Annotated in this window: 19 protein-coding genes and 1 riboswitch; of the genes, 3 read left to right on the forward strand and 16 right to left on the reverse strand. The window is 37.9% G+C overall.

Features of this window, described 5'->3' with window-relative positions:
* Window positions 1–75: 75 nt before the first annotated feature.
* From rplI to J416_RS12675, 3 genes are read right to left on the reverse strand one after another with little or no spacing between them, the layout of a single operon-like run.
* On the reverse strand, window positions 76–522 hold the full coding sequence (rplI, locus tag J416_RS12665) for a 50S ribosomal protein L9 (RefSeq protein ID WP_003473130.1): 447 nt from the start codon (window positions 520–522) through the stop codon (window positions 76–78).
* Complete coding sequence (locus J416_RS12670) at window positions 519–2,495, reverse strand: DHH family phosphoesterase (RefSeq protein ID WP_003473131.1); 1,977 nt, start codon at window positions 2,493–2,495, stop codon at window positions 519–521. The genes rplI and J416_RS12670 overlap by 4 nt, the downstream gene beginning before the upstream one ends.
* Before the next feature lie 30 nt (window positions 2,496–2,525).
* Window positions 2,526–3,470 (reverse strand): YybS family protein, encoded by a 945-nt coding sequence (locus J416_RS12675; RefSeq protein WP_003473138.1) that lies wholly within the window; start codon window positions 3,468–3,470, stop codon window positions 2,526–2,528.
* Between the two features lie 206 nt (window positions 3,471–3,676).
* Here J416_RS12675 and J416_RS12680 point away from each other — a divergent pair, with 206 nt between their 5' ends.
* Window positions 3,677–4,453, forward strand: coding sequence for an HAD family hydrolase (locus J416_RS12680; protein WP_003473141.1), 777 nt, complete (start codon window positions 3,677–3,679; stop codon window positions 4,451–4,453).
* A gap of 161 nt (window positions 4,454–4,614) precedes the next feature.
* Here the strand turns inward: J416_RS12680 and serA are convergent, their stop codons facing one another.
* From serA to J416_RS12695, 3 genes are all read right to left on the reverse strand, one after another.
* Window positions 4,615–6,201: a phosphoglycerate dehydrogenase gene (gene serA, locus J416_RS12685; protein WP_003473143.1), complete on the reverse strand. Its 1,587-nt coding sequence runs from the start codon at window positions 6,199–6,201 to the stop codon at window positions 4,615–4,617.
* A 346-nt stretch (window positions 6,202–6,547) separates the two neighbouring features.
* Window positions 6,548–7,243, reverse strand: a complete 696-nt coding sequence (gene tenA / locus J416_RS12690) for a thiaminase II (RefSeq protein WP_003473145.1) — start codon at window positions 7,241–7,243, stop codon at window positions 6,548–6,550.
* Between the two features lie 18 nt (window positions 7,244–7,261).
* Window positions 7,262–8,542 carry an acetylornithine deacetylase gene (locus tag J416_RS12695; protein ID WP_003473146.1) on the reverse strand — a complete coding sequence of 427 codons (1,281 nt, stop codon included), beginning with the start codon at window positions 8,540–8,542 and terminating at the stop codon, window positions 7,262–7,264.
* Between the two features lie 130 nt (window positions 8,543–8,672).
* A riboswitch (TPP riboswitch) is annotated at window positions 8,673–8,775 on the reverse strand.
* Window positions 8,776–8,984: 209 nt separating this feature from the next.
* Here J416_RS12695 and J416_RS12700 point away from each other — a divergent pair.
* Both J416_RS12700 and panF read left to right on the forward strand, forming a co-directional pair.
* The gene (locus J416_RS12700; RefSeq protein ID WP_003473149.1) at window positions 8,985–9,257 is read left to right on the forward strand and encodes a YhdT family protein; all 273 of its coding nucleotides are present in this window, start codon (window positions 8,985–8,987) and stop codon (window positions 9,255–9,257) included.
* Window positions 9,254–10,702 carry a sodium/pantothenate symporter gene (gene panF / locus J416_RS12705; protein ID WP_003473151.1) on the forward strand — a complete coding sequence of 483 codons (1,449 nt, stop codon included), beginning with the start codon at window positions 9,254–9,256 and terminating at the stop codon, window positions 10,700–10,702. The genes J416_RS12700 and panF overlap by 4 nt, the downstream gene beginning before the upstream one ends.
* Window positions 10,703–11,103: 401 nt before the next feature.
* Here the strand turns inward: panF and rpsR are convergent, their stop codons facing one another.
* The 10 genes from rpsR to J416_RS12755 all read right to left on the reverse strand — a co-directional run.
* Entirely contained in the window at window positions 11,104–11,334 is a 231-nt protein-coding gene (rpsR, locus tag J416_RS12710) for a 30S ribosomal protein S18 (protein ID WP_003473154.1), read from the reverse strand.
* A 26-nt stretch (window positions 11,335–11,360) separates the two neighbouring features.
* Entirely contained in the window at window positions 11,361–11,846 is a 486-nt protein-coding gene (ssb, locus tag J416_RS12715) for a single-stranded DNA-binding protein (protein ID WP_003473155.1), read from the reverse strand.
* A gap of 17 nt (window positions 11,847–11,863) precedes the next feature.
* Complete coding sequence (gene rpsF / locus J416_RS12720) at window positions 11,864–12,154, reverse strand: 30S ribosomal protein S6 (RefSeq protein ID WP_003473157.1); 291 nt, start codon at window positions 12,152–12,154, stop codon at window positions 11,864–11,866.
* Between the two features lie 113 nt (window positions 12,155–12,267).
* Entirely contained in the window at window positions 12,268–13,368 is a 1,101-nt protein-coding gene (ychF, locus tag J416_RS12725; RefSeq protein WP_003473160.1) for a redox-regulated ATPase YchF, read from the reverse strand.
* A 201-nt stretch (window positions 13,369–13,569) separates the two neighbouring features.
* A complete protein-coding gene (locus tag J416_RS12730; RefSeq protein WP_003473162.1) occupies window positions 13,570–13,764 on the reverse strand; it encodes a DUF951 domain-containing protein in 195 nt (64 codons plus the stop codon).
* Window positions 13,765–13,870: 106 nt separating this feature from the next.
* Window positions 13,871–14,881 carry a YkvI family membrane protein gene (locus J416_RS12735; protein WP_003473164.1) on the reverse strand — a complete coding sequence of 337 codons (1,011 nt, stop codon included), beginning with the start codon at window positions 14,879–14,881 and terminating at the stop codon, window positions 13,871–13,873.
* A 112-nt stretch (window positions 14,882–14,993) separates the two neighbouring features.
* Window positions 14,994–15,701, reverse strand: coding sequence for a DUF554 domain-containing protein (locus J416_RS12740; RefSeq protein ID WP_003473166.1), 708 nt, complete (start codon window positions 15,699–15,701; stop codon window positions 14,994–14,996).
* Window positions 15,702–15,955: 254 nt separating this feature from the next.
* Window positions 15,956–16,789, reverse strand: coding sequence for a ParB/RepB/Spo0J family partition protein (locus tag J416_RS12745; RefSeq protein ID WP_003473167.1), 834 nt, complete (start codon window positions 16,787–16,789; stop codon window positions 15,956–15,958).
* Window positions 16,782–17,543, reverse strand: a complete 762-nt coding sequence (locus J416_RS12750) for a ParA family protein (protein WP_003473169.1) — start codon at window positions 17,541–17,543, stop codon at window positions 16,782–16,784. Before J416_RS12750 ends, J416_RS12745 begins: the two co-directional genes overlap by 8 nt.
* A gap of 143 nt (window positions 17,544–17,686) precedes the next feature.
* Window positions 17,687–18,244, reverse strand: a 558-nt coding sequence (locus J416_RS12755) for a ParB/RepB/Spo0J family partition protein (protein WP_040513603.1), incomplete at its 5' end; no start/stop codon positions are given.

The raw sequence follows: 18,244 nt of genomic DNA on the forward strand, positions 1-18,244 counted from the left end.
CTCCTCTCTTCATCAAGAAAAACGTGCTTCAATCATACATGCTTTTCTCTTAATAAAAGAATAGGAAGCACGAATTTATGCTTCCTCAACATGCACCCGAATCGTACCTGTTACTTCTGGGTGAAGTTTCACTGGCACATTCGTGTAACCAAGCGAACGAATAGGTTCATCTAATTCAATTTTACGTTTATCAATCTTAATCTGATGTGACTTTTTCAATTCTTCAGCAATTTGTTTATTCGTTATTGAACCAAATAGACGACCTTTATCACCAGATTTGGCCGTTAATTTCACTTCCAAATTCGCTAACGTTTCTTTTAATTGCTTCGCTTGATCAAGTTCTTCTTGTTCACGTTGTTTCTCTTTATTTTTCTTTGCTTCTAATGCTTTTAAATTCGCTTTGTTTGCTTCAACAGCTAAGTTATATTTTAACAAGTAATTTCTAGCATACCCATCAGAAACGTCTTTAACTTCATCTTTTTTTCCTTTGCCTTTAACATCTTGTTTAAATATGACTTTCATTCTTCATTTCCTCCTTCATAGTACTCATCAATGATCTCTTTCAACCATTCATAGGCATCGATTACAGCTAAATCGTCCAACTGTGTCGCAGCATTTGTTAAATGACCACCGCCGTTCATTTTCTCCATAATGACTTGCACGTTGACACTACCTAGCGAACGGGCACTAATGCCGATTCGACCGTCCTCTCTTTCTGAAATAACAAAAGATGCTTCTACACCTGTCATCGTTAACAACGTATCTGCCGCTTGTGCAATGACAACAGGACCATACGTTTCTCTTGAATTGCCGACCGATATGGCAATATGGTCGCGATAAATATTCGTATTTTCGATCAAACGACTACGTTTTACGTAAATATCTAAGTCTTCTTTGAGAAATTTTTGCACTAAGACCGTATCAGCACCTTTTGATCGCAGGTACGATGCCGCATCAAATGTACGTGACCCTGTACGCAAGGTGAAACTTTTCGTATCAACAATAATCCCTGATAGAAGAGCAGTCGATTCTAACATATTTAAGCGTAAAGAATCGGGCTGATACTCTAACAACTCCGTGACTAATTCGGCTGTAGAAGAAGCATATGGTTCCATATATACAAGTGTCGGATTGTCAATAAAGTCTTCTCCTCTTCGGTGATGATCTATAATAACAACATGTTCCGTCTTATGAACCAATTTTTCCTCTTGAAAGAGTGAAGGTTTATGCGTATCAACGACGACAAGTAACGTATTCTTGGTCACAATATCAAGTGCTGAATCAGGATCAACAAAATGTGACCACAAATCTTCATTCTGTTTAATTTCTTCTACCAGTCGCTGAACACCAGTGTTAATATCATTTTCATCAATGACAACATGCCCATGGACACCGTTAGCTTCAGCAACCTTCATGACACCAATGGCTGCACCAATTGAATCCATATCCGGCGACTTATGCCCCATGATTAGCACTTGGTCGCTTTCTTTGACTAATTCTTTTAACGCGTGTGAAATGACCCGAGCCCTTACGCGGGTTCGTTTTTCCATCGGATTCGTTTTTCCACCATAGAAACGAACCTTACCCGTCTCATCATTTTTAATAACAACTTGGTCACCGCCGCGTCCTAATGCCAAATCAAGACTGGATTGTGTGAGCTCACCTAATTCAGGCAATGTCTCACTTCCGAGGCCAATACCAATGCTTAAGGTGAGCGGTACATTTTTATCAGTGATTAATTCTCTGACTTCATCTAATATTTCAAACTTTGATTTTTCCAATTTCTCTAAAATATCTTGGTTTAATACAGCCAAAAATCGTTCTTGTGACGTTCGTTTGAGGAAAAAACCTAACTTATTGGACCAATCATTTAAGATAGATGTCACTTGTGAATTCAATTGACTCTTCGCTGGGTCATCCATATTTTGTGTAATTTCTTCATAATTGTCTAAGAAAATAACCCCTAGCACTGTTTTCTCATGTTGGTATAATTGGTAAAGTTTGGTTTGGTCTGTTCGATCAAAAAGGTATAATAATCGCTCTTCTTTTTTATGGTAGACGTGAAAATCGTATGAATCAATCGTTAGCCAAAAAGAATCCTGCTCTTCTTGTAATGCATCGCTAATTCGATCAGACAATACGTTTAAATTTTCACCTACGATTGTCTCTTCATCGGTAAATTTACTCATATATGGATTGGCCCATTCAATTTGTTCATCATCACCATATAAGATAATTCCAATAGGCATCTCTAATAGCGCTTCTTCGCCTACTTTTTTCACGCGATAGGACAGTGTGGAAATATATGATTCCGTCCGTTTAGCGAATTGTTTCTCTTTTCGAAAACTATAAAATAAAGAGACGCCGTATAATACACTCATTATCAGCCCGATCATCCACTGATAGTAAAACAAAACGACTAATAATAGGAATGATAAGGCATAAATGCCGATGATATGTGTAGCCATCATCGGTTTTTTCATAAGTTTTGACATATTGTCAGCTCCTAACTCATTCAAGCCTCTCTATTTATCAACGATTTTTTTCAATCCAAATCCTAAATCAATTATACCTAAGATTCGCACCAAATAAAGACCTAGAAATGGAAAAAATACAACGATTAAAATACTAACAATCGGTAAAGCCTTAGACTGTTGTTTGACATAAGTGTAGTGAAAGATAAACGAAAAACCTTGTAATATTAATAATATCCCAGCCAAGTTCGATACATTCATCACCATATCCGCCATCATCGTTTGTGATTCATCTAGACCAGATAACAATGTAATCATTAACGTTAAAAAATAGATCCACAAAATCACTTTCGGTAGATGAAACGTACGAAATGGTGGAAACATATATCGTTTTTCCTGCACCCTACTATTTAATAGTTTATAACTAAACCATTGTGCCATTCCAGCAAAAAACAATGAAACGGACACAAAAATAACAGGCATTAACGATAACACGGATAACAATTGATCGCGCATGGCACTGATATCTTCATCTGAAAATTGATTCATGCCAAAAGCTTGCATAAACTCTCTTGCCATTTGCATCGATTCTTCAACAGTTTGCGTGTACATATCACTAATGGAAATATCCATAAATGTTTCCAAATAGACATATATCAATACAAACCCTATTACATAGCCTAACGTTCCTTTCGCCCAGACTTCATAAGGGTGCTGATCATGCTTGAGCGCCCATCCTATCATGCATCCACTGATAATTGCAAGAAGGCTCACTGGAATCGATAGAAGCGGAAACATCAACAAAGAAATGATGAGAATACTCGCTAAACCTATAAAAATCCATTTCCATTCGTATGCCTTTACCCAAAGGATTATAGGGATTGGTAAAAATATTACGGTAATAAATGGAATTGGCAATAATACAGTGAGTAAGAGTAAAAGTATATAGGTAACTAAAAATATAAAGAATTCTTTTCCTTTCGGTTGCTTCTCCATCATCGTCCCTCCTATAGACTCCGCCTAAAAAGCACAGCGATTCCCATGCTGTGCCTCGTATGATCTCTATTTTATCATGTACGATAGATCCTTTTACAATTATAAACGATTTTAGATTCGATTGATACTTTTAAAAAATTTTATTAGGCGAACGGCTTATTTTTTTATATAATAAACATAAGTAAATCTCGACTGGGGGAATAAACATGATCCGAACAATTCTTTTTGATTTAGATGATACGCTTTTATGGGATAAGAAAAGTGTCAAGCAAGCCTTTGAACAAACATGCCAGTTAGCTGAAGAAAAGTATGGCATTGATAAAGAAGCGTTAGAAGAGAAGGTAAGAGAACAAGCAAAAGAACTTTATCAAGAGTATGAAACTTATGAGTTCACCCAATTGATCGGAATCAATCCGTTTGAAGGGTTGTGGGGCAACTTCTTAGATGACCATACATATTTTAAGAAAATGGCCGAAATCGTGCCAGATTATCGCAAAAAAGCGTGGACCAATGGTTTGGCACAAATGGGGATAAACGATGCTTCATTTGGCGAATATTTAGCCGAGCAATTTCCTATGTACCGAAAGCAGAGTCCTTTTGTCTATGAAGAGACCTTCTCCGTGTTAAAAAAGTTACAAGGGGATTATCAATTAGTTATGTTAACGAACGGCTCGCCGGATTTACAACAAACGAAATTGTCGATTACACCTGAGTTAAAAGCCTACTTTGACCATATCATTATTTCTGGTGCATTCGGTAAAGGAAAACCTGACCCAGACTTGTTTGAACATGCGCTTGATGTCGCTGAGGCTGATCGGGAACAATCCATAATGGTCGGCGACAACTTAAAAACGGACATTCTTGGTGCGAATCGTGCCGGTATTACAAGTGTTTGGATCAACCGTGAGAATAAACAAGCTCTAAAAGATATCACGCCTGATTATGAAATAACGAACTTACACGAATTATCTTCGCTACTCTAACAACTCTGATATACACCTTTTGGTTGGTTCGATTGTTTTTCCTGCAAACAAGTTTATTTAAGTTAGCGTTTTGCAGGATAAATAAATATTTGATGCAACAAAAAACGTAAGAAAGGCGCACCGGCATATATTTGCATCCGATGCGCCTTTTCTTTCTATATTTATAGTTCAATCGCCGTGACAGTATTGATTTCTTCTACCTGCTCTAATTGTTCTAACTGTTCATCCGTTAAATATTTATCTACTGTCAACATCATAATCGCATCGCCGCCTACGTTGGAACGTCCCACTTGCATTGCAGCAATGTTAATATCATTTTCAGCAAATGCACTACCGACTTTACCGATAACCCCTGGACGGTCGTTATGACTAACAAAGACCAAATAGCCTTCTGGAATCACATCGACGCTATAACTGTCTACTTTAACAATACGTGGTCCCAGTCCGTTTAATAGGGTACCTGATACTGTTCTTGTACCTTCCTTGGTTTTTACTTCAACCGTTAATAAATTAGTGAATCCTTTCGTTGAAGACGATTTGTTCTCATTTACCTGAACCCCTCGCTTTTCAGCTAAATACGAGGCATTGACATCATTGACATGATCGCCTAAGTGACGCTTTAACAATCCTTTAATAGTGTTACGAGTTAATGGAGCTACTTCTAAATCAATTAAATCTCCTGAATAGTAAATGTTGATTTCCTCGATCACACCTTTTGTGACGTGCGTTAAGAATGTACCTAATTTTTCTGATAAATGGAAATATGGTTCGATCTTGCTCATAACTTCTTTAGGTACAGACGGTAAATTCACTGGATTTCTGGCAACATCTTCTGTGAGATAACGGACAACATCATGACTTACATCGATCGCCACATTTTCTTGTGCTTCCACAGTACTCGCACCTAAGTGAGGTGTCGCAATCACTTGTGGTAACTCTAATAAGCGATGATCTGTTGCTGGCTCCTCTTCAAAAACGTCCAATGCAGCGCCAGCGACTTTTCCTGACTCAATCGCATCGAAAAGTGCATCCTCATCAATAATGCCACCACGTGCACAATTGATAATTCGAACGCCGTCTTTCATTTTTGCAAATGCATGCTTATCGATCATATGCTTCGTTTCTTTAATGAGTGGCGTGTGCACTGTAATAAAGTCAGCAGCTTTGATCACATCTTCTACCGATCCAAAATCAACGCCTAGCTTGTCTGCGCGTTCTTTGGTAAGGAATGGGTCATAAGCAATCACTTGCATACGTTGACCCTTGGCTCTTGTAGCTACTTCTTCACCAATACGACCCATACCGATAACACCTAACGTCTTCCCTTTCAATTCAACGCCGACATGTGATTTCCGGTCCCATTTTCCGTTCTGCAATGCGGCATAAGCCTGTGGAATCTTTCGAGATAAAGACATTAACATCGCTACGGTATGTTCTGCCGCTGAGTTCGTATTTCCGTCAGGCGCATTCACAACAATAATGCCATATTCAGTTGCAGCGCTTAAATCAATATTGTCAACGCCGACACCTGCACGACCAATAATTTTTAATTGTTTGGCATTACTAATGATGTCTCGCGTCACTTTGGTTTGACTGCGTACTAACAACGCATCATATTGATCAATTTTTTCAGCTAGTTCGTCAGCTGAAAGCTTCGTATCGACATCTACTTCAATATTGTCTGCTTCGCGTAAAGGCTGAATACCGTCCTCACTTAATGGATCACTAATTAACACTTTAAAAGTCATGACTGTCCCTCCATCGTTTTCTTTTTCTATCGCATAGATGATTGTGAATTATTTCACTTATGATATTCATAGAATTATGTCTCTAATACCTTCAATTATATCATTTTCTTGTACTCGCTAGTAGTTTATTGTGAGTAAATTCAAAATTTTTTTGTATTTGAATTTCCCTTAATCATAGCAGATCATTACATGATGTCAAGGATGTTTTAAAGAGTTGACTAGAAAACGATCGTGTTTGATCCATTTTAATGGCCTGTTACTTTATATTTCACTAAAAGAATCACTAAAAACCGAACATTCTAATAAGATAGCTACCTTAAAAGAAAAAAGCGAGCGTAAATATTTACTACCGCTTTTTCCCATCAAATGACTGATCCATGGGCCACATTTGCTGATAGTAAGCCATGTCCCAAAACATGAATTCATAACGGGTTGTATTTAAGAAAATTTCTTCTAACTTGTATAGTTCTGGTTCGGATTTTCCTTCTGCTGCTTGGTCGAGTAAATCGATACACCAAGTAGCCAACTGGCCAAATTCCTCAGAGCTATACATTTGAATCCACTCTCCATATAAATCGTGTTTCGCTGCTCCAGGAATTTCATTCAGTTCCTTTCCAATTTCCCAGTAACTCCACATACACGGAAGTAAAGCAGCCACCAATTCAGCGATCGTCCCATTTTGTGCTTCGTAAAGCATGTAACGTGTATATGCAAGTGTAATTGGGGATGGCTGTGCATTTTCAAGCTCATCGTGTGTGATATCAAATTTCTTTGCATATTGACGATGAAGCGCCATTTCCTCATTCATCGTTGAATGTAACAGAGAAGCGAATGTCTCCATTTGTTGTACATTCTCGGCTTTTACCGCACCGAGTGCAAATAATTTTGAGTATTCGATTAAATACAAATAGTCTTGCACCATAAAGAAACGAAAAGCTTCTTTGTCTAAAGTTCCTTCCCCCATCTCTTTCACAAATGGATGGGCATGATTTTGCCGCCAAATGGGTTGCAATTTTTGGTGTAAACGTTCTGAAAATTTCATAGAATCATTTCTCCTTTTTTACTGTTTTTTTTCATGTGTCCATTGGTACATAAACGTGACAAGTACTTTCGTGTAATCAATTAATTGCTTGATGTTCACTTTTTCATTGACTGAATGGGCGTCATGAATATGACCAGGACCATATATCGAAGCAGGAATACCAGCTTCTGAAAACCAGCCTCCATCCGTGACAGATGGTGATACATCTAATACCGCTTGTTCTTTTAATACTTGTTGATGTGCATGACGCAATGTGTGAACAGCTGAATGATTAGGGTCTACTTTCAACGCTGGAAAGATCTCTCCCCTATCTTCAATCATGGAGGAACCACCCCACTTAAATTGTGGCGGATGTTCTTTTAACCATGGATCCGCCTCAGCTACTGCTTGCAAATGTGTTTCAATTTCTTGTATGACAGATTCATATGTTTCGTTCGGATAATAATGAACGGTAATCCAAAGACGACATTCATCAGCAATAAATGCTGCATGTCTTCCTCCTTCAATAACAGCAGGGTTGATGGTGTTTGTTCCAGGAGGGTATCCAGGATAGTTTTTCATAACAGACCAATGCCGCTCCAACTCTTGCAAACCTTGTATGATTTTTGTCATTTTCTCTATTGCACTAGCACCAAATAATTGACCACCAGCGTGAATCATTTCTCGACGCGTTGCATCATGGAAGGTTTGTGGACTGTTGACCGTTATCCAGCCTGTTATGACACCTCCTTGTCCTTGTATATGAAGATTACTTGTATCGACAACGAGGGCAAAATCAGCTGTATATCCACGCTTACAACATTGCAATGTCCCCGCTTCACCTACTTCCTCGCCTATAACCGACTGAAAAATGACATCCCCAGGTAAGCGTAGTCCAGATTCATGAATTAAGCCAAGGGCAAATAAAGCTCCCGCTAGTCCACCTTTCATGTCTGCTGCTCCTCGACCAATCACGTTACCATTGCGTCTCAAAGGGGTGAATGGATCTCCAGTCACCCATTCCTCATGATCATTTACTTCAGCCACATCCATATGTCCATTAATAATTAAGCTTTGATAGTTTTGAGAATCACTTCCTTTTAACGTACCTACAACATTCGGATCATTCGGATAAACATCCCATTGATCTACTTCACATCCACAATCTTGTAACATTGAAGCGATATACTGTTGTGCAGGTGCTGTATTTCTTGCTGGTGGAGCTGGCGTCGGATGGCGAATCAATGTTTCTAATAAGTTAACAAGTTCATCTTGTCTGTTCTCTATTTTCTCCAGTAGACGTTCTAAATCTTTCGTCATATAGGCACCTCTTTCGGTTTTAGTGATGAAAAGATCATTCATACATAGTCCTACGACAAAAAACCGCTCCCTTTTTAGAAGCGGTTTTATGGATCATCTATTGTTGTACAAACATAATGACATACAGGTGTCCATATTGATACCACTTCCCTTCGCTAGTATTAACTAGTGCAGGTTTCAAGGGTTAAGACATCATGTCTTTCTCAGCTTTTACAGCACCCCTAGTGAACTTTTTATTCCATTTTCTGTTACTATCAAAACATACTTGGCTGAATAATACAACCGTCATCTATATAAATTGTAGTAATTTATTATATGATAAAAAAGATAAGATATACCGCTGATTGTTCCACATGATATAAAACTTTACCAATGCAAGAGAAACCTACAAGTTATATAATAGATATGTTCTTATTCCATTCGTTTGCTAAGGAGGCGTGCTATGAATGTAAACAAAGACCGAATAAAAATTGCACATAAAGAAGCGCTGATTGGAATTGGATTAGTGTTGTTTCATTTCATTTGGTGGTTCAGTTTTGCCTACGGTTTAGGAAGCACGGATGTAGACAATTATTCGTATATCCTCGGCTTTCCGGCATGGTTCTTCTATAGCTGTATCATGGGCATCATTGTTATGTCTATATTCGTAAGTTTGATCGTGAAATTGTTTTTTACTGAGATATCATTAGAGAATGAGGAGTTTGAAGACCGATGAATACCGAAGCGAGTATTACGTTGTTTACATCGATTGCACTGATATTTTTCATAGGATTTATGGCAAGTCGACAGCAAAAAACAAATCAGTCATTCATTCTTGATTACTATTTGGGTGGGAGAAGTTTAGGCGGATTTGTCCTAGCCATGACAATGACAGCTACTTATGGTAGTGCCAGCAGTTTTATTGGTGGACCTGGGGTTGCTTATAACGAAGGCTTAGGCTGGGTATTATTATCCGTGACCCAAGTTGCTACAGGGTATTTCACGTTAATGATTCTTGGAAAAAAATTTGCGCTAATAACGAAACAATATCGAGCTGTTACTATGGTCGATTTTTTGAAAACCCGCTATCAATCAAAACCTGTTGTCATTCTTTCTGCGTTAAGTATCATTGTTTTTTTATTCTCTGCGATGGCTGCTCAATGGATTGGTGGTGCTAGACTAATTGAATCCTTAACGGGGCTGTCTTATCATACCGCATTATTAATTTTTGTTGTGACGGTATTGATTTATGTGACATTTGGCGGGTTTCGAGCCGTCACTTTTACTGATGCGATTCAAGGAAGTATTATGTTTATCGGTACATTCATTTTGTTAATCGCGATCATCATAGCTGGGGGCGGCATTTCCTCGATTATGACAGACCTTCAGACTGAAAATCCGAATCTCATCAGTCCCTTTGGTGCAGATGGATCATTAACGCCGACATATGTGTCTTCCTATTGGGTACTTGTTGGTGTTGGTGTTGTAGCCTTACCGCAAATTGCTGTCAGGGCTATGTCATACCAAAATGCTAGATCCTATCATCGAGCACTGATCATTGGGACAGTTGTGGTCGGCGTCATTATGTTAAATATGCATTTAATCGGCGTATTTGCTCGGCCCATTTTACCTGGCATTGAAGTCGGTGATAAAGTCATGCCTTTAGTGGCTTTAGAAGTGTTACCTGCGTGGCTGTCCGGTATTGTATTGGCAGCTCCGTTAGCTGCGATTATGTCAACGGTGGATTCATTGCTCCTATTAGTAAGCTCTTCTATTGTAAAAGATGTGTATATCAATTACATCAATCCAGCCGTTTCTCAGCGGCATGTACGTCGTCTGAGTATAATCATTACCGGAGTGCTCGGCATCATCGTCTATTTACTAGCCGTCCAACCACCTGATTTAATTATATGGTTAAACCTTTTTGCCATCGGTGGACTTGAAGCGGTATTTATATGGCCGATTGTTTTAGGATTGTATTGGAAAAATGCGAATAAGGATGGTGCGTTAGCATCGATGATAGCCGGAATGGCGTCATATATGATATTTGAAACCTTTTCTCCCAACCCTTTTGGAATGCATAGTGTAGTGACGTCAATGGCACTTGCTCTCATAGCATTTATTTGTTTTAGTCTCGTGGGAAATAAATATCGCCAACAAAGAGCTTCGTTCACAAATTAAGAAAAGTCGATTCTTGTATTTTTTGAAATTAATGTATCTTTTCACGATTATCGGGAAATCGACAGGTCACGTTGCATCGATTTCCCGATAAAATGTAACATTCGCTTATTTTCCGTGCAAACAGCATTCGTTATATCATCTGTTTGAAGGATAAATGAATATGTAGTGCAAACCGCTCCTCTTCATTTCGATGTTTGACTCATATATCCATTTTCGATGCAAATAACTCCTTACACTTCTTCGATTTGACGCAAATATTGATTTTCTATGCGTACGGCTACATCTATTACTTCTGTTTGACTTAAAAACTCCTCTTTACTTATTATGCGCAAAAATTCAGGTTGTCTTTCCTACTAAAAAAGACACAATCAGGAATATCTCCCAATTGTGCCTTCCAACGATTACTCTTTTGCATATGGCAATAGTGCCATTTGACGAGCACGTTTAATTGCTTTTGTTAATTTACGTTGATACTTAGCAGAAGTACCCGTTACACGACGAGGTAAAATCTTACCACGATCAGAGATAAAACGTTTCAGTAATTCCACGTCTTTATAATCGATGTGTGTAATACCGTTCGCCGTGAAATAACACACCTTACGACGTTTTGCGCGACCGCGACGAGCTGCCATGATAGAAAACCTCCTTCTATTTTAAATTAAAACGGTAAATCATCGTCAGAAATGTCGACGGGTTCACCCTTGTCCTGAAATGGGTTATTTTCCGCTGCATTTCCTTGATCATTTTGACTATTTTGATTTGGTGGAGTTGATTGATTCTGATTTTGTTGAACATTTGAAGATCCTGAGCCACCTGTTGAACTTCCTCTTGACTCGAGAAATTGGACAGAATCTGCCACAACTTCCGTAACAAACACACGTTTACCTTCTTGGTTATCATAGCTCCGTGATTGCAAGCGGCCGTCTACACCGACAAGACTGCCCTTGCTCATGTAACTGGCCAAATTCTCAGCTGGTCTTCTCCACACGACACAATTAATAAAATCAGCATCTCTTTGTCCTTGCTGGTTAGAGAACGGACGATTAACAGCTATCGTAAAATTAGCTACTGCTACGCCACTTGGTGTGTATCGTAAGTCAGGATCTCTTGTCAATCTGCCGACAAGCACCACTCGATTCAACATTTCAGAACCTCTCCTTTTTATTGATCGTCTTCGCGAATGGCCATATGACGAATAATGTCATCAGTGAATTTCGCTTGGCGGCTAAATTCATTAATCGCTTGTTCATCACCTGTGAAATTAATCAAGACATAATAACCATCACGATAGTCATTAATTTCATAAGCAAGACGTTTCTTGCCAACTTCTTCTACTTTTTCAATCTCCGCCCCATTATTAGTAAGGTGGCCATTAAAACGCTCAATTAAAGCTGTTTGTGCCTCCTCTTCCATGTCTGGGCGGATGATATACATCATTTCATATTTTCTCATCCGTCTACACCTCCTTTTGGACTTTACGGCTCTTTAGTAGAGCAAGGAGTAATGATTTCATTACTCACAATACCTAATTATATCAATATATTGACCCAATTGCAAACACAACATTATACATTGAAACGGAAGTGCATGACATCTCCATCTTTGACAATGTATTCTTTCCCTTCTAACCTTACATTGCCATTTTCTTTTGCTGTATGTTCAGACCCTGCTTCCATTAAATCATCATAAGAAACGGTTTCCGCTCGGATAAAGCCTTTTTCGAAATCACTATGAATAATGCCAGCTGCTTTTGGTGCTTTAATCCCTTTTTGGAACGTCCACGCACGCACTTCTTGCTCACCAGCAGTAAAATATGTGCCTAATCCTAATAATTGATACGTTGCTTTAATTAATTGATCGAGGCCAGATTCTGCGATTCCTAACTCTTCTAGAAACGCTTCTTTTTCCTCACCATCTAATTCTGCAATTTCGGATTCTACTTTTGCGCTCACAACGATAACTTCTGCTTCATCCTTCGCTGCAAAATCTTTTACTTTTTGTACATTTTCATTCGCATCTGCATCCAATAGTTCATCTTCGCCGACATTTGCTACATATAAAACTGGCTTACTTGTTAGCAGATGTAACCCTTTGACTAACTTCTCTTCGTCTTCAGAAAAAGATACAGCACGAGCTGGTTTTTCCTCTTCGAAAGCCTCTTTCAACTTCGATAATACTTCAAACTCAGCTACCGCTTCTTTATCTTTTTGTTTCGCCATTTTTTCAACTCGTTGCATTCTCTTCGTCACTGTATCAAGATCGGCCAATATCAATTCCAAATTTATCGTTTCAATATCTGAAATGGGATCAACTTGGCCAGATACGTGCGTAATATTTTCATCTTGAAAGCAACGAACCACATGACAAATCGCATCGACTTGGCGAATATGTGATAAAAATTGGTTGCCAAGTCCCTCGCCCTTACTCGCACCTTTCACAATGCCTGCAATATCTGTGAATTCAAATGCAGTGGGGATCGTTTTTTTCGGTTGATACATATCACTTAATTTGTACAAACGTTGATCAGGTACTTCAACAATCCCTACATTTGGATCGATTGTACAAAATGGATAGTTGGCTGATTCTGCACCAGCTTGTGTAATTGCGTTAAATAACGTTGATTTCCCGACGTTTGGTAAACCAACGATTCCTGCTGTTAATGCCATAAAATTTTTCACTCCTTAAGGATTACGTCCATATGAACGTTACAGACAATCTTATTATATTGATACTGATTCCAGTTTACAAGCACTGAAAATAAGAAAAACAAGGAGTCTTCCCCCTTATTTCACGCTTTTTTTCATAACATTTTTTGCTTTTTTACGAATGGAACCAATCAAAAATTAAAAATGTTTCACGTGGAACATTTACTCTGCTGATTCTAACACTTTTTTCATTTTTTGCTCAAATCGTCTTCGCGGTAACAATACGCTGTGCCCGCACCCCTGGCATTTGATACGAATATCTGCTCCCATTCGAATCACTTTCCAGCGGTTCTCGCCACAAGGATGAGTTTTTTTCATTTGAACAATGTCATTTAATTGAAAAGTTTTTTGTTCCATATGAATGACACCTTCTTTCTTCAAGAATTCTACGATCGATTTAAGCTGTACCCTATTATAAAGCATTTATGGAAAATATAAAAGAAAATAGGTAAGGCATCACGCTTCAATGCTTTCGTAAAAATGGTACGAGAAAAATTGCTAACAATAAGTATAAATTAATTAAACCATATAACGGATACAACCATGCGATTAAGGTGGAGAAACCAATGCTTGTTAGTGGAATCACGATGACCATGAGGATGGCGACAAGCTTCCACATATCAATAGTTAGCAAGCTTTTTAATCTCGTTGCAATACCTAGTACTCCAGATATTGCGGTTGTGAATATAGCAAACCATAACAAAATAGACATTACGACATAAGTAAATGCCGGATAGTTTTTCAAAATAGCAAACAAAGGAATCTCATATAAAATAATCACTTCAGACAACTGCACTAAACTATTATTGTATAAAAACGAGGTAATTCCTAATATTAACCCACTGCCAACACTTGCAATCCAGATTTCACCTTTGGATTTTATTTGTTCTCCAACAGCGCTAATCACAGCGATAATCGATAAAATATTTAAAGCGGTAAATGTAAAGGCTGCAGACCAATTGCTTTGATGGTGGATATCAATCATGAAATGCAAGTTCTGTTCTACGGTAAAAAACAATAATAAGGCGATTAACCCAACAATGAGCAAAGGTAAAATAATCGAATTTAACATAAGTACACCACGAATGCCACGCATAAAAATTAAGACAATAAATCCAGCCATGAATACAATGCCTGTCCATTTAGGTAGTTGAAATGCTTCAAATGTTGCTCCACTTCCTGCTACCATAATCACCGTTGTCGATAATAAATAAAAGAAAATTAATACATCATAAAATCGAGCCACTTTTCGCCCAACGATAATCTCTAATACCGAAAAATAGTTACTGGTTTGATACTTATAGCTAACATGCATCGTAATGTAGACCGCCAAAATAAAGAAGATCGTAAACAATATGATAGCTAGTCCACTTTCATGACCAAAAAATTGCCAAAGTTCTCGACCTGATGCATACCCTGCCCCAATCATTGTACCAATAATTAAAAACATCCATTTGATGCCTGATTTCCACATAGCTTTGCCTCCAAATAAACCTAGATATAATAAAATATGCAATAAAAGGCAAAGCTATGATGAGGTTTGCGTTTTCAAAAATCCGTTTATCACATGCATTTATTCTTTCATTCTAAGAAATGATCATATGATAACCAAAAAACAACAAAATAAATAGTAAGATAGCCGGCAGAAAGTCACCAATTTTAATTTTTGTTACGTTAAGAATATTGAGACCGATGACCATGATCAGTAATCCACCAGTAGCAGTGATTTCATTAATAAATAAATCTAAATACGCTTCAGGAATCCATCGATTAATTTGAACAGCAAACAAAGCAATAGCCCCTTGATACAATACAACTGGTATAACTGAAAATATCACACCATAACCGAGCGTGCTCGTTAAAACAAGAGACATAAAGCCATCAAGAAATCCTTTGGTAATAAGTAGCTCGTGATCGCCTCTCATTCCGCCATCTAGCGCACCAATGATAGACATTGCACCAATCACAAATATCAATGTCGCTGTAATGAACGCTTCGGTTAGATTCCCGTTGCCATTTTTTATAAAACGTGTTTCTAACGCTTTTCCAACAGCATTCAATTTGTCCTCTAGGTGAATACTTGCTCCTAGTAGACCACCTAGTAAGATACTTAATAAAATAATAATGATATTTTCAGCTTGAATGGCCATTTGAATTCCTATCAATACAACAACTAATCCAATTGCTTGTAATGCTGTCGACTTTAGACGTTCAGGGATGTTGCGAAAAAATAACCCCAAACATGTCCCTATAATAATGCATATTCCATTAATTATTGTCCCATATAATGCCATGATTGCCACTCCGAACGTTCGTATATATTTTGCGATGTATTGTGAGAAAGATATTTTCTATGTTGAAATAAACAAGTTTTTCCGTTATGAATACCCGAATGCTAGCTGATTTTGGATCAGTTTACATTCGGGTTCATTTTCGGAGATCAATTATCCAAACAGTGCGTTCGCTATTCTCGTAAAAATCTTCGCATATTGACTACATGATATAAAACTTTCGTATGTTGAATGTAAGAGTTTCTTTTATCCTCATTTCACTCCATCATATCCAAAATACGGTTTAAGTCTTCATCAGAAAAAAATTCAATTTCAATTTTCCCTTTTTTCTTACCTTTATTAATCTTTACATTCGTACCAAAATGATCTTTTAACTGATTTTCTTTTTCGGTGATAAAAATATCTTTTTTCTCTTTCTTTTTTGACTTTTTCTTCTTTTGATTGATTTCTTGAATCAGTTGTTCCACTTGACGTACATTCAATTGTTCTTTACGAATCTTTTCGACAACGGGGATCATTTTATCTTCATCTTTTAGCCCTAGCAATGCTCTACCATGCCCCATCGATATGGCGCCATGATTAATTTGTGCAATCACCTTTTCTGGTAATGTTAATAATCGAACCAAGTTTGCAATATGGGAACGACTTTTGCCGAGACGTTTGGATAATTGATCTTGTGTGACCCCTAATTCGTGAATTAACCGATTGTACGCTTGTGCTTCTTCAATCGGCGTTAGATCCTCACGTTGAATATTTTCTAATAACGCAAGTTCCATCATCTCATCATCTGATAACTCTTTTACAATGACTGGTATTGTATCTAAACCTGCTTCTTTCGCGGCACGATATCTCCGCTCACCAATGACAATTTCATAGCCACGTATACTTTTACGTACAATTAATGGCTGTAAAATACCATGCTGTTCAATCGATTCTTTCAATTCTTCGATAGCATCTGCTTCAAACATCTGTCTTGGCTGATATGGATTAGGGCGACAATCTTTTACTTCTACTTCTTCAATCGCTGTCTCATCATTTTCTTCTAATTCTGGAAAAAATGCATTGATCCCTTTGCCTAGTCCTTTAGCCATTCGCAATCACTTCCTTTGCTAGATCAAGATATACTTCAGCACCTCTTGATTTTGGATCATATGAAATAATCGGCTGGCCATGACTAGGTGCTTCCCCTAATCGAATATTGCGCGGCACGACCGAATCATATACTTTATTTTGAAAGTATTTTTTCACTTCATCAATCACTTGTAATCCTAAGTTCGTCCGTGCATCCAGCATGGTGAGTAATACACCTTCAATCATTAACGATTTATTTAAATGCTTTTGTACAAGACGTATGGTGTTCAGCAATTGACTCAAGCCTTCTAACGCATAATACTCACATTGCACTGGTATCATAACAGAATCAGCAGCCGTTAGCGCATTAATCGTTAACAGTCCAAGTGAAGGAGGACAATCGACAACAATGTAATCATAGTCATCTCGCAGTTGATCCAACGCTTTCTTTAAGCGGACTTCTCGTGAGAGTGTAGAAACGAGCTCAATTTCTGCCCCCGACAACTGAATCGTTGCTGGAATAATATCTAAATTGTCACTATCCGTATGTACGCAAACTTCTTTTGCATCCATATCTTCGACGAGTACATTATAAATGCAGCGATCGACATCAGCTTTATTGACACCGACACCACTCGTAGAATTTCCTTGTGGATCGATATCAACTATTAATATTTTATTATTTAAATGTGCCAAACTCGCACTTAAGTTCACCGCAGATGTTGTCTTGCCTACGCCGCCTTTTTGATTGGATATGGCGATTACTTTCCCCATGGTGTCACCTACCTCTTGCTTCTTTATCATCTATTTTATCACTATTTTTACTCAATAGGCATTACAATTCTATTAAAATAAATATTAACGAAAAACGACCCATCTTTTAATCTATAATTTAAGTAAAAGATGGGTGAAAATACTCATTTTTGCTTCGGTATTTTTATCGTTATCTGATAAAAGTCCTCATAATCTTCTTCATCCGTTTCCAAATCAACGCCTGTATCGGATACCATATCTATGGACTGTCTAATTGTATTCATTGCAATTCTCATGTCTTTGTTAACACCTTTTAACTTCGGTTTTTTCGGCTGTTTCTTTTCAGTTAACATGCGCTCGATTTGTTTTTCTGTCTGCTTAACATTTAGTTCTTTTTCAATAATTTGCTTTAATAAGCGCAACTGCTGTTCTTCTGTCTTCAACGCAATTAATGCTCTCGCATGCCGTTCGGTAATTTCTTTGTTTAAGATAGCTTGTTGTACCGGTTCTGGCAGTTTTAATAACCGCATCTTATTAGCGATGGTCGATTGACTCTTCCCTAAGCGTTGAGCTAAAGCTTCTTGGGTTAACTCATGCATTTCAATCAACTGTTCATAGGCTTGAGCTTCTTCAACAACGGTGAGTTCTTCACGCTGTAAATTCTCGATTAAGGCAACAGATGCAGTCTCTCTGTCATTCATTCGTCTAATAATTGCAGGCAG

Source organism: Gracilibacillus halophilus YIM-C55.5, assembly GCF_000359605.1.
Classification (GTDB): Bacteria; Bacillota; Bacilli; order Bacillales; family Amphibacillaceae; genus Gracilibacillus; species Gracilibacillus halophilus.